Origin of the sequence: Exiguobacterium sp. UBA3491, assembly GCF_002377745.1 — a bacterium.
Classification (GTDB): domain Bacteria; phylum Bacillota; class Bacilli; order Exiguobacteriales; family Exiguobacteriaceae; genus Exiguobacterium_A.
Map to the genome: position 1 here is coordinate 53,646 of NZ_DFQK01000009.1, position 23,002 is coordinate 76,647.

A 23,002-nucleotide genomic window follows, 5' to 3' on the forward strand; every position below is an offset into this window, starting at 1 on the left:
AGAACATCGCATCACCGAAGCTAAAGAAACGATAGCCATTCGCGACAGCTTCTTCGTAGGCATGCAGAATGTGTTCCCGTGTCGATAACGCGGACACGAGCATAATCAATGTTGATTTCGGTAAGTGGAAGTTCGTGATCAATCCATCGATCCCTTTGACTTCCTGACCTGGGAAAATGAAGATGTCCGTCCAACCTGTTGCTTCGACGAAGTCACCGTGATCACGGATGACCGTTTCAAGCGTTCGCGTCGACGTCGTACCGACCGCGATGATCCGTCCGCCTTGTTTCCGTGTTTCGCGTAGTAGAGCAGCTGAACTTTCCGGCAGTTCGTAGTACTCACTGTGCATCTTGTGACTATCGACGTCGTCGACCGAAACAGGACGGAATGTGCCAAGTCCGACATGTAACGTCAACGGTGCGATCCGGACACCTTTCGCTTGAAGCGCTTCGAGCAATTCCGGCGTGAAATGAAGACCCGCTGTTGGTGCCGCAGCGCTCCCACGTTCGCGAGCGTAGACCGTCTGGTAACGATCTTGATCTTCTAGTTGTTCATGAATGTACGGTGGCAGTGGCATCGTTCCGAGTTGGTCGAGCACTTCATAGAAAATGCCGTCATAGAAAAACTTCAGAATCCGTCCCCCGTCTTCAAGTGCTTCGACGCACTCAGCACGGAGTAACCCGTCACCAAACGACAAAATCGTTCCTGGTTTGACGCGTTTTGCTGGTTTTGCTAGCGTTTCCCACACATCGTCACTCGTCTGCTTCAAAAGCAACAATTCGATTTTCCCACCCGTCTCTTCCTTTACACCAAAGAGACGTGCTGGTAAGACTTTCGTATCGTTGATGACGAGTGTATCACCTTCGCGGAAGTGGTCGACGATATCATGGAAGTGTTGATGCTGAATCGCACCCGTCTCCCGATCGAGAACCATCAGTTTCGAACTCGTCCGGTCGAGCAATGGCACTTGAGCAATTTGTTCTTCTGGTAAATGAAAATCAAATAAGTTTACATCCATTGGTTCAATTTCCTTCTTTCAGTCCTAAATGTTGGCGGGCGAACGCGGTTAAGACACGTCCGCGCGGAGGACGTTGTAAAAAGCCTTGTTGCAGTAGATATGGTTCATACACATCTTCGATCGTCTGCGCATCTTCTCCGATTGTCGCTGCAATCGTCTCAAGACCGACCGGACCACCGGCAAACCGTTCTGCAAGCGATCGTAATAAACGATGGTCGACATCGTCGAGTCCGAGCGCATCGACATGCAAGCGATCAAGTGCACTTGTCGCAAGCGAGGCATCGATCTCGGTTTGATGGGCAACTTGAGCGAAGTCGCGGACACGCCGTAATAACCGGTTCGCGACACGTGGTGTTCCGCGTGAACGAAGGGCGATCGCTTCTGCTGCCAGACGATCCGCTTCGAATCCGAACAACCGTGACGTCCGAGTCACGATGGCAGACAACTCTGACATCGTATAATATTCAAGCTTCAGCGTCACGCCAAAACGATCACGGAGCGGTGCCGATAACATCCCGGCACGCGTCGTTGCACCAACGAGCGTAAACGGTGGTAAATCAATTCGGACGCTGCGGGCGAGTTCACCTTGACCGATGACGATATCGAGACAATAATCCTCCATTGCCGGATACAGAATCTCTTCGATCGATCGACTCAATCGATGAATCTCGTCGATGAACAGGACATCGCCCGGTTCAAGTGATGAGAGAATTGCCGCTAGATCACCCGGTCGTTCAATTGCAGGACCGGCTGTCGTCTTGATGCCGACCCCCATCTCGTTTGCGATGATTGTCGCAAGCGTCGTCTTCCCGAGACCCGGAGGACCGTAGAGAAGCACGTGATCGAGTGTTTCCTGACGAATTTTTGCCGCCTCGATGAAGACACTTAAGTTTCCTTTTGCTTTCTCCTGCCCGATATATTGTTCGAGCGTCTGAGGACGCAGACTCCACTCTTCTTGATCTTCCGCATGGGCGGATTCTGACAAAATGCGCTCTTCCATGTCCTCACCTCACATTCAATAACAACTGGAGTGCCCGTTTAACATATTGATCCGTTGAAAGGACTTCTGCCTGCAACGCTTTTTTGACTTTTTCGACTTCTCGATCACTGTAACCGAGCGCCGTCAGAGCTTCACAGGCTTCGTTCAACTCAGCGTTACCTTGTGCGAACAAGCCTTCGCTCGGTACATAGTCTGGCGCGAGCTCTGCTAACTTTCCTTTTAGATCGAGTGTCATTTGTTTTGCTGTCTTTTTGCCGACACCTGGGAACTTGACGAGATAACTTTCCTTTTCTTGTTCGATTGCTTCAACAAGCGCATCGACATTCCCTGATGCGACGATTGCAAGCGCTCCTTTTGGTCCGATCCCTGTCACACCGAGCAACTTCGTGAACAAGGCACGCTCACGGCGGGAACGGAATCCGAATAAGACTTCTTGGTCCTCACGGACATAGTGATACGTATATACGATGATCTGTTCGTCTCCGGTCCGATAAAAAAACGGGTTCGGTGCTACGATCTTGTAGCCAATCCCGCCAACTTCTACCGTCACGAATTCCGCACAGACATAAGCGACTTCGCCGCGTACGAATTCTATCAATGTGGAACGCTCCCATCTATAAACAAACTCTCGTGTTATTGTAGCATACATCTTCGTTTGGCTTCAAAGCGTTCTTCAGCAAAAATCAATACATATGTTCGCTCTCTCAATCAGAAGACAAAAAGCGTGATCGTTTGCACGACCACGCTCTCACTCTCTATTTTACGAACGCTCAAGCATTCGTTCGAGCGCCAACACGGCATGCCGCGTCGTCTCTGCGTCGACTTTAATGATGTTGACCGGCTCACCTGCTTCGACTTGTTCGAGCGCCCAAGCCAAATGCGGCAAGTCAATCCGGTTCATCGTCAGACATGGACACATGAACGGATTGAGCGACACGATGTCAAGATCCGGATGAGTCGTCGCGAGTCGATTGACGAGGTTCATCTCTGTTCCGATCGCCCACTTCGTTCCAGGAGCAGCCTGTTCGATTTGTTGAATGATGTACGCCGTTGATCCATTGAGATCAGACGCCGTCACGACTTCATGCGAACATTCCGGGTGAACGAGAATCTTTCGCTCCGGATCCGTCTTACGGAACTGTTCGATTTGTCCGACTGTGAATTTCTCATGCACCGAGCAGTGCCCTTTCCATAAGATGACGCGGACGTCTTGGTCCTCCCCGTCAAAAACGAGTTCGTCGCGAATCGGATCCCAAATCGCCATCTGCTCTAACGGAATTCCGAGCGCATGTGCCGTATTGCGACCGAGGTGTTGATCCGGCAGGAAGAATAAGATGTCTCGTTCAGCAAGCGCCCACTCGACCATTTGGACAGCGTTCGATGATGTCACCGTCGCCCCACCGTGACGACCGACGAATGCTTTGATGGCTGCTGTCGAATTGACATACGTCAATGGTAAGATCGAATCTCCGAACCGTTCCGTCAAGATCGTAAAGGCACGCTCCGTTTGTATATCATTCGCCATATCTGCCATCGAACAGCCCGCACGCATGTCGGGTAAAACGACCGTATGTGACGCATCCGTCAGCATGTCTGCCGTCTCTGCCATGAAGTGGACACCACAAAAGACTGTATATTCCGCTTCTGTCATCTGCTTCGCGACTTGTGCAAGCTGGAGCGAATCTCCCGTCGCATCCGCGAACTGGACGACTTCATCTTTTTGATAGTGGTGGGCAGGTAAGAATAAGCGACTGCCCATCCGTGCTTTGACCCCTTCGATGATCGCGATCAAGTCTGCTTCTGATTGCTGTAAGTATGATGCCGGAATTCCCTCGTGACGTAATAGATCAAATGACATCTTTTTTTCCTCCTTCGATTTTCATGCTGATATCGAGTGCTGTTGCTGAATGGGTGAGTGCCCCGAGTGAGATGACGTCTGCTCCGCTATCCGCGAAGTCCGATAACGTGTCTACCGTGATCCCACCGGATAGTTCGACCGTGATATGCGGTGGAATCAATTGCCGGAGCTGTTTAATTTCTGCTGGCGTCCGATTATCGAGCATGATGATATCGACTTTTGCAGCCACTGCCTCAAGCACTTCCGCTTCCGTCTCAACTTCGACTTCGATTGGTGTCGTATGACCTGCAACTCGTTTTGCTCGCGCTACCGCTTCCGTAATCGATCCTGCGACCGTGATGTGGTTATCTTTGATCATGACCGCGTCATCGAGTCGTCCGCGATGACTATAGCCACCACCGACGCGAACGGCGTGTTTTTCGAGCATCCGTAATCCAGGAGTCGTCTTCCGTGTATCCGTGATTCGGATTCGTCCTGCTGCTACCTCGACCGCTTGACGTGTCTGCGTCGCAATCCCCGATAAGCGTTGCACAAGGTTCAAAGCGACGCGTTCTCCGCTTAAAATATCCTGTAACGAACCAGACCACTCGGCAAGGAGCGTTCCTCGCGTGACGACCGTCCCTTCCGCTATATGAATCGTCACGTCGACTTGTAACAGATGCGCCATCTCACGAATGATGTCTACTCCACAGAAGACACCGTCTTCCTTTGCTAAAAAACGACCCGTTCCGCGTTCTTGTCCCGTCAGACATCCTTCACTCGTGATATCCCACTGTCCGATATCCTCGATTAAAAATGCCTCCAGTTGTTGCCGTAACTGCCACTTGTTCAATGTTCTCATCCTCTCCTGTCAACCGACTTCGCGCCCCTTCAAGCAATAGACATGCTGTCACGTAACGTAATCGATTTTCTTCTGCTTCCTGTCCGGATTCTTCTAATGCCCAGCCTTTTAACGCATCCAGACATTCTTGTACCTGCCTAACATCCATTTCGACACCGATGACCTGCGATAGACGATCTGTTACGGAACGAAGTGTTCCTGGACGTCGTTTCACTTGTTTTACTGCAAGTTCCGGTAACAACTTAAGCTGTTCTGCTACTGCTTTCCCCATGACGACACATTCAAGGAGCGAGTTCGACGCCAGACGATTTCGACCGTGCAGTCCGATCGATGCTGTCTCACCGACCGCGTAAAGTCCTTCGACATGCGTCTGCCCCGTCAGATCCGTCTCGATCCCGCCCATTAAGAAATGAATGCCTGGTGCGATTTCAACGAGATCCGGATTTATGTTCAGTTTTTCACATTTTTCAACGAACGTTGGAAACCGTTTTGTCCGATCGATGACGTTTGACGTGTCGAGATAGACTGGTTCACGTTTTCGCACCTCATGGATTCGTTTGGCGACTTCATCGCGCGCCGCTAAATCTTGCATCGGATGATCCGCCATGATCCGGTCACCGCTTTTCGTCACAAGAATCGCTCCTGCACCTCGCAATGCTTCCGTGATCAAACCTTCCGAACGACCTGCATGAACGAGTACCGTCGGATGGTGCTGAATATAACCGAGATCACGAATCGTCGCCCCCGCTTCAAAGGCGAGCGCAATCCCGTCTCCTTGAATCGATGGATCATTCGTCGACGCCGCGAACAATCCACCCACTCCACCAGTAGCGAGAATCGTCGCGCGCGCTACAATCTCGATCGGTTCTCCATCGCTATATCCAACTGCACCTACAACCTGTCCATTTACTTGAATCAACTCTGTGATACGCGTCTGCTCGAGAATCGGAAATGGTACCCGCGGCATCAACGTCTCCATGATCCGTTTACCAGTCTCGTCCCCGCCACAGTGATAAATCCGCGGCAAACGATGTGCTCCTTCACGACCGAGCAAAAACTCTCCCTCGGATTGATCGAATGGAACGCCTTGTCGTAACAAGAATTCCATCGCCTCGGTTCCCGATCGGGTGACGTAATCGACGACGGACGGATTGATACGCCCTTTTGCTGCTTGGCACGTATCTTCAAAGTGACCACGATGATCGACTTCTGCATAAGCGGAAGCAATCCCACCTTGTGCTCGAACAGAATTTGTCTCAAACCGCGTACCTTTTGTGACAAGCAACGCTTCCGTTCCGGGTGGAAGATGCAGGGCAACCGAAATCGCAGCAAGTCCTGTTCCAATGATCAGCACATCCGTCTCAAGTCTTCTATGTAAAGACATATGTTTTACACCTCTATATCTAAATGTTTACTATTGACTTGACAATAAGTTTGGCATACTTTTAGCTGAGTGACAAGACGAAAGGACAGGATTTTTTCATGATCTATCTCGATTACGCAGCGACGACTCCGCTACATCCACAAGCACTCGATCATTATCAACAAGCCGCTCAGTCGTTCTACGGCAACAGTTCTTCTCTTCATGACATCGGTGGGGATGCAGAACGCCTGCTTCAACGAGCACGACAGTATCTGATGCAACAATTGGCTCAACAAGAAGGATCTATCATCTTTACAGGAAGCGGTTCAGAAGCAAACTACATTGCGTTGACACACTTGATACGACAGAGTAACAAATCAGTTGTCTTGACACTTCGATGTGAACACGACTCGGTCTTGCTTCCACTTGCGCGCTGGGCACAAGAAACACGTCATCTTTCTCTATTACCGGACGGAACGTTCGACTGGGATCGATTCGTTACGGCTTGTACGGACGAGGTTGGTATCGTCTCGATTCAACATGTCAATTCGGATACCGGTTTTCGGTTCCCAGTCGAACGAATTGCAGTATATTGTCAATCACGCGGGATTTTGTTTCATTGCGATGGGGTTCAAGGATTTTTAAAAGATGATATTACCATCGACTCCTTTGATGCCTACACGATGAGTAGCCATAAAGTCTACGGTCCTAAAGGGTTAGGTGCCCTGTATTTGCGACGACCGCTCTTTAGTCCCTACTACGAAGGACATCATGAGTTCGGGATTCGCCCAGGCACAGTCGATGTTCCGGGAATTGCCGCCTTCATCGCTGCCTGTGAAGCGTCTCGCTTCGAAAATCCAGGAATCCAAGCTTCAAGCCGTCGATTTCGTGGTATGCTAAAAAAAACATTGTCTTCGTCTCGTTACACAATGATTGAGTCGCCAACGCAACTCGCTTCCATCTGCGCCATCCATACGAAACAACGGGACGGGCAATACGCGTTGCTCGCCTTGAATCGTGCTGGAATCGCAGTTTCCGCTGGTAGTGCCTGCCGGGCTGGAGAAAACGGTCCGAATGCGACATTACGCGCCATCGGCTTTGACGAATCAGCGGCTCATGGGTTGATCCGACTCAGTTTTGGAAGACACACGACGAACGAAGAAATCGAACAGTGCATTGATGTGTTGAACACGATTTCATGACACTGGAGAAAGGTAGGAGACATGATGGCGAAACGCATCTCCGGAGAAGAACGCCGGAAATCATTACTTCGTATGATTGAGGAAAGTGAACAACCTGTCACGGGAACAGCACTGGCGAAACAAGCAGGCGTCAGCCGCCAAGTGATCGTGCAGGATTTATCATTATTAAAAGCAAAAGGGTACCCCGTCATCGCGACAGCTCGTGGGTATTTGATCAATGACCCTGAAATCGACGGTTCGAAATTACGCCGCAAGATCGTTTGCCGTCATGGCATCGATCAATTAAAGGATGAGTGTGACGCCATTGTTGACGAAGGCGTCGTCATCCGCGATGTCATCATCGAGCATCCTGTCTATGGTTTCATCACAGGAGAGTTGATGCTAAAGAGTCGCCGGGATGTCCGGGTATTGCTAGAGCAGTTACATGAGACACAAGCTACTCCACTGTCGAGCCTGACGGACGGAGTCCATATTCATACGCTTGAAGCGGACCATGAAGACGCACTAGAAGCCGCCATCGCGAAACTCGATCGTCTCGGAATTCTTGTTTCGGAACTCGATGTCTAAACATTAAAAAACCGCCTATTCCTAAGGAATAAGCGGTTTTTATTGTTACATCGATTCAAGTGGTAGCTCTGGCATCGTAGCGGGCGGATCGAACGTTGCTAAGACTTTTCGAACGCGACGGTTCTCGATATGCAAGACGGTCAACGTGACACGTTCATAGCGTATCGCCGTTCCCACGTCCGGCAGCTGTCCGCTCTCTTCCATGATCCATCCCCCAAGTGACTGGGCATCCGTGTCCGGCATCGTCAATTGAAATTGCTGACAGAAGTCTTCAATGTCATACTCCGCTAGACATTCGAATTGCTCTGGACCAATCTGTTTCGTATATTCCAATGATTCATCGTGCTCATCCCAAATCTCCCCGACGATTTCTTCTAAAATATCCTCAAGGGTGATCAGACCTGCCGTCCCTCCGAATTCATCAAGGACAACTGCCATATGAGACTGCTTGACTTTGAGTTCCGGCAATAAATCCATCAATCTTGTCTGCGGCACGACGAATGATACCGGTCGAATCCATTCCCGGATATCCACAGAGCCATTCTTCACGTATGCACGCAGAAAGTCCCGCTCCGATAAGACGCCGATGACGTGATCAATCGAATCCTTATAGACCGGCAGACGAGAATAGCCGCCCTTCTGGACTTCAGCAAGGATGTCTTCGAGCCGCGCATCGATATCAATCGCTTGAATATCCATCCGTGGCGTCAACGCATCCTCGACCGTCGCATGTTGAAAATCAACTGCTTGATGAACGAGTTCAGCCTCTGCAAGCCCCATGATTCCCTCTTCCTGACTGATATCGACGAGTGCCTTGAGTTCCTGTTCGGTCACGAGCGGTCCTTTCGGATCCGCTCCAATCAATCGAAGCGCAAACTGGCGTAAGCGGAGTAACAGGAAGACAAGCGGTCGAAAGACCAACAGACACAAACGAAGTGGACGTCCGATCAATAACACGTAACGTTCCGTATGTTCACGAGCATACGACTTCGGTATCAATTCCCCGAACAACAGCAACAGGAAAAATAGCGCAAGAAAGGCAACGGTTTGTGTTGCGATCGTCTCGACGAACTGGATGATCCACCAGCCACCAAATAGGATAAAGGCGACGTTGACAATCGTATTCCCAATCAATATCGACGTCAGTGTCTCTTCGTAGCGTTGAAGTAAGCGAAACACACGGGACGCACGCGCTTCCCCTGCTTCCGATTGGTGCAACAACCGCAACCGGTTGACACTCGCGAGTGCCGTCTCGGCTGAGGAAAAGAATGCGGATAAGATGAGAATCGGAATTAACCAAACGACTGAAATCATGGGCAATGGGTCCACGATGCTTTCACACTCCGTTTCCTAATGGAATGAACCGCTTAGAATGATGACTCGACGAATTCGAACTCGAAATCACGGATACGAACGACATCGCCGTCAATCGCACCAAGACGACGCAACTCTTCGTCGACACCCATTTGACGAAGTGTCCGAGCGAAACGTTTAATCGATTCTTCACGCATGAAGTTCGTCATCGTGAAGAGTTTTTCGATGCGTGGTCCTTTGATGACGAAGCAATCGTCTTCATCTTTCGTGATCGTAAAGCCAGCCTCTGGTGCTTCGTAACCATAGACGACACGTGGTGTCGCTGTTTTCTCTTCGAGTTCCTCAAGACCGAATTCTGGTGTTGCATCGACTAGGTCAGCGATTCGGAATAACAGATCGCGTAGCCCTTGACGTGTTGTTGCTGAAATCTCGAATACTTCAAGCTCTGGGAAAGCTTCTTTGAAGGCTTCGAGATGTTCTGCCGCATCCGGCATATCCATCTTGTTCGCGACGACGACTTGTGGACGCTCTGTCAAACGAAGGTTATAGTCTGCGAGCTCTTTATTGATGATGTTGTAGTCTTCGATCGGATCGCGTCCTTCCATCCCACTCATGTCGATGACGTGGACGATGACTTTCGTCCGCTCGACGTGACGGAGGAACTGGTGACCGAGTCCGACGCCTTCACTTGCACCTTCAATCAATCCTGGCAAGTCAGCCATGACGAAGCTACGGCTATCTTCCGTTTCGACGACACCGATGTTTGGCGTGATCGTCGTGAAGTGATATGCTCCGATTTTCGGACGTGCTGCTGAAACGACCGATAATATCGTTGATTTCCCGACGCTCGGGAAGCCGACGAGACCAACGTCTGCTAGCATCTTCAGTTCAAGCTTCAAGTACTTCTCTTCTCCTGGCTCACCGTTTTCCGCGTGCTCTGGAGCTGGGTTGGCTGGTGTCGCAAAACGTGTATTCCCACGTCCGCCACGTCCGCCTTTTGCGACGATTGCTTGTTGTCCGTGATGGACGAGGTCAGCGATGACCGCATCCGTATCATCATCGTAGACGACTGTGCCCGGTGGAACCTTGACGATTAGGTGCTCGGCTTTACGACCGTGCATGCCTTTTGACATTCCGTTTTCACCTTGAACTGCTTTAAAGTGACGTTTGTAACGGAAGTCCATCAATGTCCGAAGTCCTTCGTCGACTTCGAGGACGACGTGAGCTCCGTGACCACCGTCACCGCCGGCTGGTCCACCGTCTGGAACGTATTTCTCGCGACGGAACGCTACTTGTCCACGTCCTCCGTCACCTGCTTTTACATAAATATTTACCTGATCGACAAACATGTCGGATCCCTCCTCTTACTTCTCTTCCTCAAACGGAAGACTTTCAATCTCAATCACACACTCATTTTCCGTCTGCGACTCGATTTCCATCGGCGTCACTAGATCTTCAAGGCGCGACATATCTAGTAGATCCCGATAGATCTCGATGGTCACGCCCTCGTGAAAGGTCACGGATACTTCTCCTACTCCTACATCAATCATGGTGATGGCTGCTTCGACGAGTTGCTTCAGCCGCTCATCTTCCATGTGGGGTGCTCCGATGACATCATACGTCACAGTTTTGCCTGACCATTCAGCTTGCAATAACGCCAGTGCGGTTTTCGGCAATCCGATTTGCGCTAGACGTCCTTCCCGAGATGCTTGATCCCGGTATGCCGAACAGATCGACTCGACTGCTTGTTCGTCTCCGATCGCGCCATACGAACGGACGAGTTGTATCCGGTTCAACCACTCGTGACGAAGAGTCTTTAAAAGATCAAGTACCTGCTGTTCCTCCATCGGTCGTTCCCTCCTAAAAAAAACAGACCCTAACCCTCGAAAGTGGCTAGAGTCTGCTTCGTCGATCCTTATGCTGGGTAAACGCTGACTTGTTTCTTGTCGCGTCCGAGACGTTCGAAACGAACGACACCAGTTGCAGTTGCGAAAAGTGTATCATCGCCACCACGTCCGACGTTCATACCTGGGTGAATCTTCGTACCGCGTTGACGGTAGAGGATTGAACCAGCAGAAACAGTTTGACCGTCTGCACGTTTCGCCCCAAGGCGTTTCGATTGCGAGTCACGACCGTTCTTTGTCGAACCTACCCCTTTTTTCGATGCGAAGAACTGAAGATTAAGTTTCAACATGTGGAATCCACCTCCTATACTTGTTCAAGTTGGATAAACTCACCGTAACTTTCAGCGATGGTACCAAGTTGGACCAAGGTCGCTTCCAGTAACAATTGGGTGCGCTCACTGACATCCGGTGCTAAGTCAGCGTACGGTTCTACATAAAAGTAGCCACCCTCTTGTTGTTCTGCCATTTCAAGGAGCAGGACCTGCCCGAGTAATGCTTCTATGGCATTGTATGCCCCGAAGATCACCGACGAGACGCCGGCACAGACAAGGTCGAGACCTGGTTCTGCGAACTCGGCATGTCCTGTCACTTCGATGGAGCGGACGAGTTCCGCTTCATCTCGTCGAATCTTGACACGTATCATGGCTTACGCTTCGATTTTCTCGATGCGGACCTTCGTGTAAGGTTGACGGTGACCTTGCTTACGACGGTAGTTCTTTTTCGCTTTCATTTTGAAGACAGTGATCTTTTTCGCGCGAGCGTGTTTGATGACCGTTGCTACGACCTTCGCACCTTCTACGAGTGGAGCGCCGACTTTAACATCTTCACCACCAAGGATCAATACTTCACCAAATTCAACTGTGCTGTCGACGTCTGCGTTTAATTTCTCAACGTAGATTTCTTGGCCAGCTTCGACTTTGACTTGTTTACCACCAGTTTTGATAATTGCGTACATTACGTGCACCTCCTCTTAGGAACTCAGACTCGCCATCACGGGCAGCGTATGCTTTAAAACCCGGTCTGTGCGGTTGTAGTCATTTGGGTGCTTCCAAACGAACTAACGTTATTCAGAATACCAAACGTTCTTCCACCTTGTCAATGCTGTTCTGAAGGATTATTCCGATCGCTTGATGAAATCGAGACAGTCCTGTGACGACCCAGTGAATAGGACGGCTGGATCGCCTTCGAGCACATGGACTTCTAGTGGTTGACGGGAGATGAATTCGTCTTGTAACAAGTGACGCGGCGCGCGAATCACGACCGCTTCCGCATAGGTCGCGATCTCAAGCAATTTCGGTTCAATCAACCGATAGACGCTTAATCGTGTCCATTGACCGGATTCCTGCGATCGTTCCTGCAATGATTTTCCGTGTCGTTGTCGCGTCAGCTCGCATAAGCCCATCTTCGTAAATCCATACACTTCGATCTGTTTCGTCTCGAGTGCGGCTCGTTCTTTGAGAAGTTGGGTCACCCGAGTCTGCCCTTTACTTGAGCCACGTAAAAAATCAATCGCAATCATCCCACTGATATTACGTAACCGTAATTGCCGCATGACTTCGACGGCAGCCGCTTCGTTGATTTGATCAAACGTCCGCTTTTGTTCCTTGACGGAGATCGTCTTTCCACTGTTGACGTCGATGACAGTCATCGTCTCGACTTCCTCAATTAAAAGATACGCTCCACCATCAAGCCAGACGACGCGTTGCATCGCTTTTTCGATCGCCCCATCAATGGCTTCCATCTCAGGTAAGCGCCCTTTTCGTAGCGAGCGTTCGACAGACAGACCGAGTAATTCGAGTCGTTCTTTTTCCTGACGCGTCATGACGAGCGCATCGGTGACATGCGGAAGTCGCTTCGCTTCCTGGACGATCAATGCCTCGTCTTGCTCAAGACGCGGCGTCTGCAAAAGTTCTTTATGCCGTATCCGTAATGACTGTAACTCTTGTTTCAATTCGTCGATTGATGCTTTCGCTGCCTCCGTCCGGTAAAGAATCCCTTCTTCTTCTGTCGTCGTCAATTGCTCCGCCAGTTGACGCTGGACGACGAGATCCAGCTTTCGACTGAAACGGACGCGGCGACCGTATGGGAAATAGACAAGATAACGTCCACCATAAGTGATGTTCTGCGTCACCTTATGTTGCTTCGGTGCGACCCCTTCCTTGACGACCTGGACGAGCAATGTCTGCCCGACCTGGACGGCTTGTCCGATCGTTGGCACGTCCGGATAGCGACGAACTGCTTCCACCGTTTCATTAAGCGGTAAGTAAAGCGGCGTACCGTCAGTCGCGATCAAAAAGGCTGCTCCGAGCGTCGGATGCAACCGGTCGACCTTGGCATAGACGAACGTTCCGACCCGGATCTCGTCACGCATCCGTTCATGATATTCAATCAATCGACCGCCTTCGACCAACGCCAATCGTTCGAGTGAAGCGGTCTGTTCACTAATCCATCGCATACTGATCCCTCCAAAAAAATTAGACTAGGCGCGACGATGTCGTCCTAGTCTAATTTCCCATTCTTATTTCATCCCAAGCATCTTCTTCAATTTGACGAAAAAGCCTTTTTGCGGTTGTTCATTTAAATCAAGCAGTGGCACGGATTCTCCGAGAATCCGGCGGGCGATGTTCCGGTAGCCGAGTCCAGCCCGGTTATCCGGATTCATCGTCACAGGCACACCACGGTGAGAAGCGGCGATGACTTCCTCATCATCGATGATCAGACCAAGCAAATCAATCGAGAGGATACGCATGATCTCATCGATATCGAGCATATCACCTGATGCCATCATGTGCGAACGCACCCGATTGATGACGAGTTTTGGAACGATGTTTCGTTCTGAGCGTTCGAGCATCCCGATGATCCGGTCCGCATCTTGGACGGCTGCCTTTTCCGGTGTCGTTACGACGACAGCTTCATCCGCTCCAGCGATCGCATTCATGAATCCTTGTTCGATTCCGGCCGGGCAGTCAATCAAGACGAAGTCGTATTCAAGTTTCAGAGTATCGATGATTGCTTTCACCTGTTCGGGTGTGACGGAGGACTTATCCTTTGATTGAGCAGCAGGCAACAGATACATCTCTTCAAAACGCTTATCGCGGACGAGCGCTTGGTGCAATTTACATTGTCCCGTTACGACGTCAACGATGTTATAGATACTCCGGTTATCAAGACCAAGCACGATATCCAGATTACGTAACCCGATATCCGTATCGACGAGACAAACCGAATGCCCCATCAATGCAAGTGCTGTTCCGATGTTCGCCGTCGTCGTTGTCTTACCGACGCCGCCTTTACCGGATGTGACGACGATGGCGCGTCCCATATTCGTCTTCGCCTCCATATGTACCTGTTCTTTCACTTGTTCCATATCCGTCACCCTCTTTCACTATCAATCGCAAACTGATCCATCCGCGCAAGCGGAACGGTTTGAAGGCGGGAGAATTCCACCCCGTCTTCGCCTAAAAATGCACAGCCCATATCGAGAGCAGGAATCGGTGCGTCATCCGGCTCCTCATGGACGGTTCCAGCGACCGCAACCCATTTCGGTTGCAACACACTTGCAGCGATGACTGCTTCCGTATTACCGCCTTTACCTGCATGAACGGTACCACGCAAAGCTCCGAGACAATAGATACTTCCTGTCGCATGGACGACCGCCCCCGGATTGATATCTCCGATGATGACGATCGAACCTTCAACGTCTAATACATGCCCACTGCGTGCCGTGCCACCAAAATAATGGAACGTCCGTTCTCCGTACAAGGCTTTTGCCTCGTCTTTCGTGATGCACTCACTGTCATAGCCTTTGAAAGAGAAGGAATCATGTCGCGCGACGATAGATTCGACGGCCGTCAACACCCCTTCATCGACATAACGTCGACCGAAGAAGAAGGTGATGGGTACGGCGCGTCCGTTCTCGACGGATTTGTCCGTAAGCGTCAACTCTAAATCGTCAAGAAATTCATCCACACTGCACCTTTCATTCACATAGACGGCGAGGCCACCACGATGGCCTTTCATCGTTACATAACGTTTACGCTCAATCATGACTCATCCTCTTTTCTCGTCAAGGGTCGACTGCACGAGTCGGGTCATCGGATAATACAGGATGATGATCCCGATCAACTGGGCAACCAAACTCCTTGGAATGATCTGTGTCGCGAGTTCTTGGAAGGAAACCCCGACACCAACGACCGAAGCCGTGAAGAAATATATATCGAGTTCATACAAAATGGCACTGAACGTGAACGTGACGAGAATCGTCAATACGTTCTCCTTTACATATTTTAGCACGAAGCTACTAAAAAGCGGAATGGCGGATAACGCAAATAAGTAAATCCCGATAATATCCGAGTACACGAAATCATAGAGCAATCCGAAAACGAGTCCGAATCCGAGTGCTTGTTCAAGCTTCCCGTACCGACCGAGGAACATCAGACCAATCAAGGTCGTATGAATGACATACGGCGAACCATCTCCAAGCGGTCCCGCGAACAACGTTCCTTCTAAGATAAAAAGAAGGAACACGGCGAAAAACAACTTAACGTTATTCACGAGTGCTCCCTCCCTTATCGGTCTCAGCGAAAGGTTCCTTCGCTTCGCGTTCAATCACGAAGACATGACCGAACTGTTCGAAGTCTGCTGCCGGTTTGACGTATGCGATTTTCGAAGCCCCATACTGATCGGATTTCACTTCTTCGATTTTTCCGATGACGATCCCGCTCGGATACTTTCCGCCAAGACCGGACGTCGTGACGGTCTGCCCTTTTTTCAACTTCGCGTCGTTCGGAATTTTCGTGAACTTGAGTAATTTCGTCTCTTCATCGAAGCCTTCAATCGTTCCGAAGACTCCTTTTCCTTTCGTGTCGTCTGCCGTTGCCGAAACGTTATTCGTCCGACTCGTATCAGACATCAACTGCACAAGGGACGTATAGGCGCTCGCCTGGATGACGCGACCGATCAATCCATCTGCTGTTACGACGGCCATGTTCGGTTTGACACCTTTTTGTTCGCCGATGTTAATCGTGACGAACCGTTGCCATTCGGACGATGTCCGCCCGATCATCTCTGCCGGTAACAGTTTATAGTCGCGAATCGAACCTTTGAGGTCGAGCATGTCTTTTAATTCTTTATTTTCACGCTCAAGATCACGGACTTTCACGGCATTACCGGCATAGTCATTCAATCGTGATTTCAAGTGTTCATTCTCTTTGTACACGTCACGCACTTCTTTAATCGAAGTGACCGTATCATCAATCCAGCCAATCGGTGTCGCGAAAAGGCGTTGACCGACGCCCACGGTATCACGCACGAAGCTTTGATACCAGTGGGATTGGTTACGCCCTTGCAGCGAAATCCCGATTAAGATCACCAAAAGGAGAAAACTAAGGAGTGTGATGAGCAGTTTTCGATTATTTAAAAATCGCTTCATCGCTCATCCCGTCCTTATCTTTTTTGCGAGATGCCTGATTTCGAACGAAGGACATTCATCATCTCGAGTGATTTTCCTGTACCGATTGCGACACAATCAAGTGCATTTTCTGCAACGAGTGTCAAAATACGTGTTTCGTCTTCGATGACAGCGTCGAGGTTCTTCAAGAGCGCCCCACCACCTGTCAGGACGATACCGCGGTCCATGACGTCTGCTGATAATTCAGGAGGCGTCTGCTCAAGCGTGTGCTTGACACCTGCAAGAATCGCTTCGACCGTATCTGAGAGCGCGTCACAAATTTCAGCACTTGTGACTTCGATCTGTTTCGGAAGACCTGTAACGAGGTCACGTCCACGGATTTCCATCGTTTCGTTCTCTGACTCTTCATCGATGCGAGCGTAACCGATCGTCATTTTCAACGTCTCAGCTGTCCGCTCCCCGATCATCAAGTTGTATTTCGATTTGATGTAACGAATGATCGACTCATCCATCTCATCACCACCGACACGGATCGATTGGCTCGTGACGATACCACCGAGTGAGATGACAGCAACTTCTGTCGTACCACCACCGATATCAACGACCATCGATCCTGTTGGTTCTGAAACCGGAAGACCTGCACCGATTGCTGCTGCGAATGGTTCTTCGATCGTGTATGCTTCACGCGCACCCGCAAGTTTCGCTGCATCTTCAACCGCACGTTTTTCGACCGATGTAATACCACTTGGTACACAGATCATGACGTTCGTCTTAGAAGAGAACAAGCCTTTTTTCTTTGAAGCTTGATCCATGAAATATTTGATCATCGTAGCGGTTGTTTCATAATCCGCGATAACCCCGTCTTTCATCGGGCGTCGTGCAGTCACGTTACCCGGCGTACGACCGATCATGTTTTTTGCTGCATTACCAACCGCCTCAATTTTCCCTGTATCCGTACGGAAAGCAACGACGGACGGTTCACGGACGACGATTCCTTGCCCCTTTACATACACGAGCGTGTTAGCCGTACCTAAGTCAATGCCGATTTCACGGCTGAATGATCCAAACATTATTCAAAAAACCCCTCTCTGAGAATACACTTCACTAATTATAACGGAAAAGCCTTCATTGGAAAGCGTTAAAACGTTACAGCTTGTTTACAGTTCGCCTTAGAAAACACACAAAAAAACGTCTGACGGAAAGAAACGAAACTTTCCCTTCAGACGTTATTCTTACATAAATCCGCGCTGTTTCATACTAATAAATTGTCCATGCCCGATGATGATGTGGTCAAGACAACTGATTCCAATGAGTCGTCCTGCCTCAACAAGTCGCTCGGATACCTCGATATCTTCCCGACTTGGCGTCGGATCACCGGACGGATGATTATGGACGGCAATGAAGTTCGCAGCCGAGCAGCGAATCGCTTCCCGGAAAACGTCTCGCGGGTGGACGATTGACGTGTTCAATCCTCCAATGAATAACGTCTTTTTCGAGACAACCTCATTTTTCGTATTCAAATACAGGCAGATGAAATGTTCCTGTTGATAGAGGCGCATTTCTTCTAACAACAGCTCCGCTGCGTCTTCCGGTGAACGGATCGTCGGTCGAACCCACTTCGGTTCCGTGACGAGACGACGACCGAGTTCCAGTCCCGCCATGATTTGCAACGCCTTTGCCTTCCCGACCCCCGGTGCTTTCTCGAGTCCACCGACTCCGGCTGCCTCGAGTTCGATCAACGAAGGATAGATGTGCAGTAATTCTTCCGCGATTTCAAGCGGTGTCCGGTCGCGCGTCCCACTTCGGACGAGACACGCCAGTAACTCGACTGTCGTCGCTTGTGCCAAGCCTTTCAACTGAACCATATCCTTCGGCCATTCAATCACAGCATCCGACCTCTCTGTTTCAAGATTACGCAAACATCGGCTTGATTTCAAAGGACGCGAGACGTTTTGTGATCTCGTGGATCGGCAGTCCGACGACATTATAGTAATCGCCCTCGATTGCCTCGACGAACAGACCACCCATCGCTTGAATGCCATAGCCGCCCGCTTTATCATAAGGCTCGTTCGTCGCGATATAGCCTTCCATCCACTCGTCTGGTAATGAACCAAAACGGACGTGCGTCGTCACATCGAACGTCTCTTCCTTCTCTCCGAAGCGAATCGTCACGCCTGTCACGACTTCATGAGCACGTCCTGACAGACGCGCAAGCATCGCCCGCGCTTCAGAAATATCCGCTGGCTTCTCAAGAATCATATCGTCAATTGCAACGACCGTATCGGCAGCCAGAATGACCCCGTCTGTCATAATCGCTCGTGCTTTCTTTTGCGATAGATGACGGACGTATTCATGCGGGGACATCGGATACGGCGCTTCTTCGACGACATTCGCTGGTACGACTGCGTGAGCGATTCCGATTTGTTGCAGGAGTTCCGTCCTGCGCGGTGAAGCCGACGCTAGAATCAAGTGTGGTTGCGTTATCATTAGTATCACGTTCTTTCCCGATAATTTCGAATCGGATAATTCGAGTCATCGAATAGTCTAACAAAAAACAAGCGGTCCCTAACAGCATAGGAACCGCTTGTTTTCTTTTAATTTCCTGTCACATCGACAAATGGATCCGACTTCGGTGTCTTCTCCTCGAGTGGTGTTTGTTTATCCGGCGTCAACTTCGTCAAATCCGGACGATAATACGATTCAATCTCGACTGTGAATGAAAGCATCTCATCCTCAAGCAAAAGCGTTCCGCTACTCGGACCCGGTTCTTCCGGTCCCGATAACTGGATTTGGCGTAAGACCGTGATTCGATCCGTCCGCTCGATTTGTTTTAAGAATGCCATTAATTCAAGATACGACGGGGCTTCAACCGTCAACGATGCCGGAAGTGGCGTCGCATTCGCAGTGGTCGTTCCTGTCGCCGCAGTTGTTGTCGCTTGATCTTGATCAGACTCCGTCGCCATTGCTCCGTCAACGGCAGGCGTTGATGTCACCGGTGACTGTGACGTTGGCGTTGTAGTCGCCTGACCAAACGTGATCGACTGAACTTTGACACCAGCAATCTGACTTGACGCGTTGATCGCATCGATGACGTCATCATTTGACGGCGTCACCGGGACTTTTTGTTGCAGGAAGCTCGACTCAGCGACGTCGACTTTTTGTTCGTTCGCTTTCGCTTGCTCGAGCACCATCTGTTCCCGTTTCAACGTCGCTTCTTTTTCTTGCAACGTTTGGTGTGTCGTATAGGTCGTATAACCGAAGTAACCGACCGCACCGAGAACGATTAAGATCGTTAGACCGAGGAGGATGAAGCTACTATAACGTTTCAATTGTCCGGCACCTCCTCGATTTCAGTCGTTACATTCGGATCAGTCGTCTCCGTCGTCGGATCGGTTGAAGGAGTCGCTTCCGTCGAGCTATCCGTTTCCGATTCAGACGGCTGATCTTCTTTTGGTACTGCCGGATCAGCTTCGTTCGTTTCGCCTTTGACGACTTCCGTCGGGTTGACGTTCAACGAGAATTGTCCGATATAACGGGGTTCTTCTGATTTGGCATCGTCAGACGGTGTAATTTCCGTCGTCGGGACTTCTTGTCCGGTCGTCGGATCAACCGTCGTTGTCGTGACGACGTCTGCCTTTTCATTCATCGTCCGAGTCGTCACACTCGCAAGGTTCGTTCCTGAGAAGACTTTATCCGTCAACAATTCACGATAAAAATCGTTCAGTTCATCGAGCGTTTCGAATTGGGTCGTCATCGTCACGGCATGATCTGCCCCATAGGCGAATTGAAGAATATAACCGCGTTCCGGGAGATAACGGGTAATCCGTTCAAGCGTCGGTACAGCAGGACGAGGCGTCGTTTCGAGTCCTTCGACCGTCTGTTTAAGTTGCGCGACTTCTTGTTTCGCTGATTGATCCGATTCCGACTGCAGTTGACGGACGATCTGGATTTGATCGTTCGTCGACTCGACGCGATCCGCGAATTGATCGGTTTGCCAGTAGAGATAACCACCAGCGAGTCCGCCGAACAACAACAGAATGAGTGAAGCGACAAGCGGATATTTCGGTGCTTCGTCGTTTTCCGGTAATAAGTTGATCCGGTCTTTTCGCGGTGAAGCAAGACCAGCGAGCGGTAAGTACGCTCGTGGAATTGACTGTCCGTCGATCGTCATCATATCTGGAATTTCATCGAGACTTAAATCAAAGTTCGACCGGAAACGTGTTGCCAGTTCATCACGGAACGGGAAGTCCCCGGCAAGGACGACATTCGTGATCTCTCGTCCTTCGCGCGCGAGCGAAAAACGATAGAAATCGAGCACACGTGAGAACTCGAGTAACATTTCATCTAAGACAAGTTCGACCGTCGGGTCATCCGAACGGTAACGGTAATGCAGTTGATCGTCGATGACATCAACATCCCACGCGTCAGCCGCAAACGTATCAACGGAGCGAATCAGACGTGGCACATGATCTTCAATGATGATCAGCTGATGGTTCGTTGCATTCGCATTCCAGATCAATAACGTATCGGCTTCCGTTGCGACCGGATGATGGGCTTCAATCCCGAAGTAGGTCGCGAGTGGTTGTGGTTCAGCAGCAACGAGTCGCAAATGCTTTTGTTTGAACAGTTGTGTATATTGCTTCAGCGCCTCGTTTGGCGCGGCATAGAGCATGATTTCTCGCTTGCCTTCTTCTTCCAGAACTGTGTAATCAAAATACGGTTCTTCAAACGGCAAGACGATACTATGTCCGATTTCCATGAACAGGTAGCCGCGAATTTGATTTGTCTCGATCGTTTCCGGAATATCGAGTTTCCGGGCGAGAACGAGTGAACCATCGAGCGCCAGCACCGCTTGCGAGCCACGCGGTACTTTCAGCTTCGTCAATAACCCGTCAAAGATGAAATCAAGCGAGGCTTCCGGTTGCAACCAGCCTCCTTGCAGTGTTCCTGGCGGCAGCGCGACGACTGCCCGGCGCTTGATGACGCCTTTTTTGACGACTGCACCGAAAATTGCGACATCGGTGAAATTAAAGTAAATATATGTACCTTTACGCCGTTGCGCCATATGTACGTTCTTCCTTTCTTAAAGCAGTAAATCGAGGTACCACGATACCCAATCATCCGCAAAATAATATGTCAGTAATGTCCCGACGGCAATCGACGGAACGAAGGGAATGGGTTGTTTCCGTTTCACGCGTCCGAGTCCAAGTAACGTTAACCCAAGGACAGAACCGACGAATGCCGAGACGAACAAGGCAATGACGACGTGAAGCGGTCCGAGGAAGATTCCGAGCAGTCCGAACAGCTTGACATCCCCTGCCCCCATACCACGCTGGGAAGCAAGAAAGATGACGAATAATAGAACGAATCCGACGATTCCACCAATAATTGGATTATACCAGTTTTCGAGTGGAGAAAGGTAGCGCACAATCAAGGCAATCGGCAAAAAGATGAGTAAAATTTTATTCGGGATCAGCATGTAAGCTAAGTCCGACATCGTCAGGATGAACAGCAAGCTCGTCAGGACGAGCGTTAATGCCAGTTCCATCGACCAACCGAACTGCCAGAAGGCATAGGCGTAAAGAATTCCTCCGAGTAATTCAAGCGCTGGATACTTGATTGAAATCGGTTGTCCGCAAGAGCGGCACTTCCCACCGAGCACAGCGTAACCGAGTACCGGTGTTAGTTCGAGCGGTCCAAGAACATGTCCACACGTCGGACAATGAGAGCGCGGATGAACGATCGACTCCCCGACCGGGACGCGCAGACCGACGACGTTCGTAAACGACGTGATGAGTAAGCCTAACAAGAAAAAATAAACCGTGAAGACGATCGTCATGACACGACCTCCCTTTCAAAAAAGTTCAGAAAAAAACCCCCAAGGAGGGGGTAGTGTTTATTCTACTGTAACTCCAGCTCGTTTTAACTCTCCTGGCTCAGCACCAGTAAAGTACGTATTTCCTTTTTTAGCACTTAAAAGAGTAACTTCATAAGTAAACTTACCTTGTTTTTCAGTTACAACTACATATGAAGAAGCATATTGCGCATCTGAATTCAATGAATCTTTCATTTCATCAATATACTTATCTAGTGTATCTTCATTAGCCTTTGCATCTTTAGAATCTTTAGATGGAATTGCATTACCACCATCTCTGATACCAAGCTTAATCTGTTGACCCGGTTGCATTGGGTTTGCAGACGTATAAAGTTTTGCTGCAGCTACTAACTGCTTCGCATCCGAAACAACGGCATCCTTACGTGAGTTCTCGATCAATCCACCGATTGCGACGACTGCGATCGCAGCAATGATTCCTAAAATAACGACGACGACGAGTAACTCGATTAACGTCAACCCGCGCTCATCGCGCATTTGTTTTGCATCTAACCAGATTTCTTTTAAACGTTCTACCATTTTAGTTATGCCTCCCTAGTACTTTTTCACTGTTTTTGGCTAGTAGGTAATACTATCCAGATGAATACTATTATAGTAGCACCATATTTTTTGTAGAATATGTCTTTTTTTCA

26 protein-coding genes and 1 other annotated feature are annotated in these 23,002 nt (G+C 49.8%); of the genes, 2 read left to right on the forward strand and 24 right to left on the reverse strand.

The window, feature by feature from the left end; translation table 11 throughout:
* The 6 genes from queA to B4F99_RS01870 all read right to left on the reverse strand — a co-directional run.
* Window positions 1–1,018 (reverse strand): tRNA preQ1(34) S-adenosylmethionine ribosyltransferase-isomerase QueA (gene queA, locus B4F99_RS01845; protein ID WP_290754958.1); only part of this gene is annotated, 1,018 nt, incomplete at its 3' end.
* Between the two features lie 4 nt (window positions 1,019–1,022).
* Window positions 1,023–2,018 carry a Holliday junction branch migration DNA helicase RuvB gene (ruvB, locus tag B4F99_RS01850; protein WP_290754960.1) on the reverse strand — a complete coding sequence of 332 codons (996 nt, stop codon included), beginning with the start codon at window positions 2,016–2,018 and terminating at the stop codon, window positions 1,023–1,025.
* A gap of 4 nt (window positions 2,019–2,022) precedes the next feature.
* Window positions 2,023–2,616, reverse strand: a complete 594-nt coding sequence (gene ruvA, locus B4F99_RS01855) for a Holliday junction branch migration protein RuvA (protein ID WP_023468936.1) — start codon at window positions 2,614–2,616, stop codon at window positions 2,023–2,025.
* 162 nt (window positions 2,617–2,778) lie between these two features.
* Window positions 2,779–3,876 carry a quinolinate synthase NadA gene (nadA, locus tag B4F99_RS01860; RefSeq protein ID WP_290754961.1) on the reverse strand — a complete coding sequence of 366 codons (1,098 nt, stop codon included), beginning with the start codon at window positions 3,874–3,876 and terminating at the stop codon, window positions 2,779–2,781.
* On the reverse strand, window positions 3,866–4,708 hold the full coding sequence (nadC, locus tag B4F99_RS01865) for a carboxylating nicotinate-nucleotide diphosphorylase (protein WP_290754963.1): 843 nt from the start codon (window positions 4,706–4,708) through the stop codon (window positions 3,866–3,868). The genes nadA and nadC overlap by 11 nt, the downstream gene beginning before the upstream one ends.
* On the reverse strand, window positions 4,632–6,101 hold the full coding sequence (locus tag B4F99_RS01870; RefSeq protein WP_290754965.1) for an L-aspartate oxidase: 1,470 nt from the start codon (window positions 6,099–6,101) through the stop codon (window positions 4,632–4,634). Before B4F99_RS01870 ends, nadC begins: the two co-directional genes overlap by 77 nt.
* A gap of 98 nt (window positions 6,102–6,199) precedes the next feature.
* Here B4F99_RS01870 and B4F99_RS01875 point away from each other — a divergent pair, with 98 nt between their 5' ends.
* Both B4F99_RS01875 and B4F99_RS01880 read left to right on the forward strand, forming a co-directional pair.
* Window positions 6,200–7,282 carry a cysteine desulfurase family protein gene (locus B4F99_RS01875; RefSeq protein WP_290754967.1) on the forward strand — a complete coding sequence of 361 codons (1,083 nt, stop codon included), beginning with the start codon at window positions 6,200–6,202 and terminating at the stop codon, window positions 7,280–7,282.
* Window positions 7,283–7,306: 24 nt separating this feature from the next.
* Window positions 7,307–7,849 carry a transcription repressor NadR gene (locus B4F99_RS01880; RefSeq protein ID WP_290754969.1) on the forward strand — a complete coding sequence of 181 codons (543 nt, stop codon included), beginning with the start codon at window positions 7,307–7,309 and terminating at the stop codon, window positions 7,847–7,849.
* Window positions 7,850–7,894: 45 nt separating this feature from the next.
* Here B4F99_RS01880 and B4F99_RS01885 read toward each other — a convergent pair whose 3' ends face one another.
* The 18 genes from B4F99_RS01885 to B4F99_RS01970 form a co-directional block, all read right to left on the reverse strand.
* Window positions 7,895–9,163, reverse strand: a complete 1,269-nt coding sequence (locus B4F99_RS01885) for a hemolysin family protein (RefSeq protein ID WP_290754971.1) — start codon at window positions 9,161–9,163, stop codon at window positions 7,895–7,897.
* Window positions 9,164–9,216: 53 nt separating this feature from the next.
* Entirely contained in the window at window positions 9,217–10,512 is a 1,296-nt protein-coding gene (gene obgE, locus B4F99_RS01890; protein ID WP_290754973.1) for a GTPase ObgE, read from the reverse strand.
* A gap of 15 nt (window positions 10,513–10,527) precedes the next feature.
* On the reverse strand, window positions 10,528–11,010 hold the full coding sequence (locus B4F99_RS01895; protein WP_035406489.1) for a Spo0B domain-containing protein: 483 nt from the start codon (window positions 11,008–11,010) through the stop codon (window positions 10,528–10,530).
* A gap of 68 nt (window positions 11,011–11,078) precedes the next feature.
* Window positions 11,079–11,357 (reverse strand): 50S ribosomal protein L27, encoded by a 279-nt coding sequence (rpmA, locus tag B4F99_RS01900; RefSeq protein ID WP_012370976.1) that lies wholly within the window; start codon window positions 11,355–11,357, stop codon window positions 11,079–11,081.
* 14 nt (window positions 11,358–11,371) lie between these two features.
* Window positions 11,372–11,710 (reverse strand): ribosomal-processing cysteine protease Prp, encoded by a 339-nt coding sequence (locus tag B4F99_RS01905; protein WP_023468945.1) that lies wholly within the window; start codon window positions 11,708–11,710, stop codon window positions 11,372–11,374.
* A 3-nt stretch (window positions 11,711–11,713) separates the two neighbouring features.
* Window positions 11,714–12,022, reverse strand: a complete 309-nt coding sequence (rplU, locus tag B4F99_RS01910; RefSeq protein ID WP_290754975.1) for a 50S ribosomal protein L21 — start codon at window positions 12,020–12,022, stop codon at window positions 11,714–11,716.
* 15 nt (window positions 12,023–12,037) lie between these two features.
* Window positions 12,038–12,107, reverse strand: a sequence feature (ribosomal protein L21 leader region).
* A 74-nt stretch (window positions 12,108–12,181) separates the two neighbouring features.
* Window positions 12,182–13,522, reverse strand: coding sequence for a ribonuclease E/G (locus tag B4F99_RS01915; RefSeq protein ID WP_290754978.1), 1,341 nt, complete (start codon window positions 13,520–13,522; stop codon window positions 12,182–12,184).
* 63 nt (window positions 13,523–13,585) lie between these two features.
* Complete coding sequence (gene minD, locus B4F99_RS01920) at window positions 13,586–14,389, reverse strand: septum site-determining protein MinD (RefSeq protein WP_029342255.1); 804 nt, start codon at window positions 14,387–14,389, stop codon at window positions 13,586–13,588.
* 50 nt (window positions 14,390–14,439) lie between these two features.
* Window positions 14,440–15,114 (reverse strand): septum site-determining protein MinC, encoded by a 675-nt coding sequence (locus B4F99_RS01925; RefSeq protein WP_214853036.1) that lies wholly within the window; start codon window positions 15,112–15,114, stop codon window positions 14,440–14,442.
* Window positions 15,115–15,117: 3 nt separating this feature from the next.
* Window positions 15,118–15,621, reverse strand: a complete 504-nt coding sequence (mreD, locus tag B4F99_RS01930) for a rod shape-determining protein MreD (protein WP_035406481.1) — start codon at window positions 15,619–15,621, stop codon at window positions 15,118–15,120.
* Window positions 15,614–16,498 carry a rod shape-determining protein MreC gene (mreC, locus tag B4F99_RS01935; RefSeq protein ID WP_290754981.1) on the reverse strand — a complete coding sequence of 295 codons (885 nt, stop codon included), beginning with the start codon at window positions 16,496–16,498 and terminating at the stop codon, window positions 15,614–15,616. Before mreC ends, mreD begins: the two co-directional genes overlap by 8 nt.
* A gap of 14 nt (window positions 16,499–16,512) precedes the next feature.
* Window positions 16,513–17,547 (reverse strand): rod shape-determining protein, encoded by a 1,035-nt coding sequence (locus tag B4F99_RS01940; protein ID WP_029342258.1) that lies wholly within the window; start codon window positions 17,545–17,547, stop codon window positions 16,513–16,515.
* A gap of 162 nt (window positions 17,548–17,709) precedes the next feature.
* The gene (gene radC, locus B4F99_RS01945; RefSeq protein ID WP_050677672.1) at window positions 17,710–18,342 is read right to left on the reverse strand and encodes a RadC family protein; all 633 of its coding nucleotides are present in this window, start codon (window positions 18,340–18,342) and stop codon (window positions 17,710–17,712) included.
* Window positions 18,343–18,388: 46 nt separating this feature from the next.
* Window positions 18,389–18,964: a Maf family protein gene (locus B4F99_RS01950; RefSeq protein ID WP_214853032.1), complete on the reverse strand. Its 576-nt coding sequence runs from the start codon at window positions 18,962–18,964 to the stop codon at window positions 18,389–18,391.
* Window positions 18,965–19,071: 107 nt separating this feature from the next.
* Window positions 19,072–19,806: a hypothetical protein gene (locus B4F99_RS01955; protein ID WP_290754983.1), complete on the reverse strand. Its 735-nt coding sequence runs from the start codon at window positions 19,804–19,806 to the stop codon at window positions 19,072–19,074.
* Window positions 19,803–21,542: a fimbrial assembly protein gene (locus B4F99_RS01960; protein ID WP_290754985.1), complete on the reverse strand. Its 1,740-nt coding sequence runs from the start codon at window positions 21,540–21,542 to the stop codon at window positions 19,803–19,805. The genes B4F99_RS01955 and B4F99_RS01960 overlap by 4 nt, the downstream gene beginning before the upstream one ends.
* 18 nt (window positions 21,543–21,560) lie before the next feature.
* The gene (locus tag B4F99_RS01965; protein ID WP_290754987.1) at window positions 21,561–22,316 is read right to left on the reverse strand and encodes a prepilin peptidase; all 756 of its coding nucleotides are present in this window, start codon (window positions 22,314–22,316) and stop codon (window positions 21,561–21,563) included.
* 57 nt (window positions 22,317–22,373) lie between these two features.
* On the reverse strand, window positions 22,374–22,889 hold the full coding sequence (locus tag B4F99_RS01970; RefSeq protein ID WP_290754989.1) for a type II secretion system protein: 516 nt from the start codon (window positions 22,887–22,889) through the stop codon (window positions 22,374–22,376).
* Window positions 22,890–23,002: the final 113 nt, after the last annotated feature.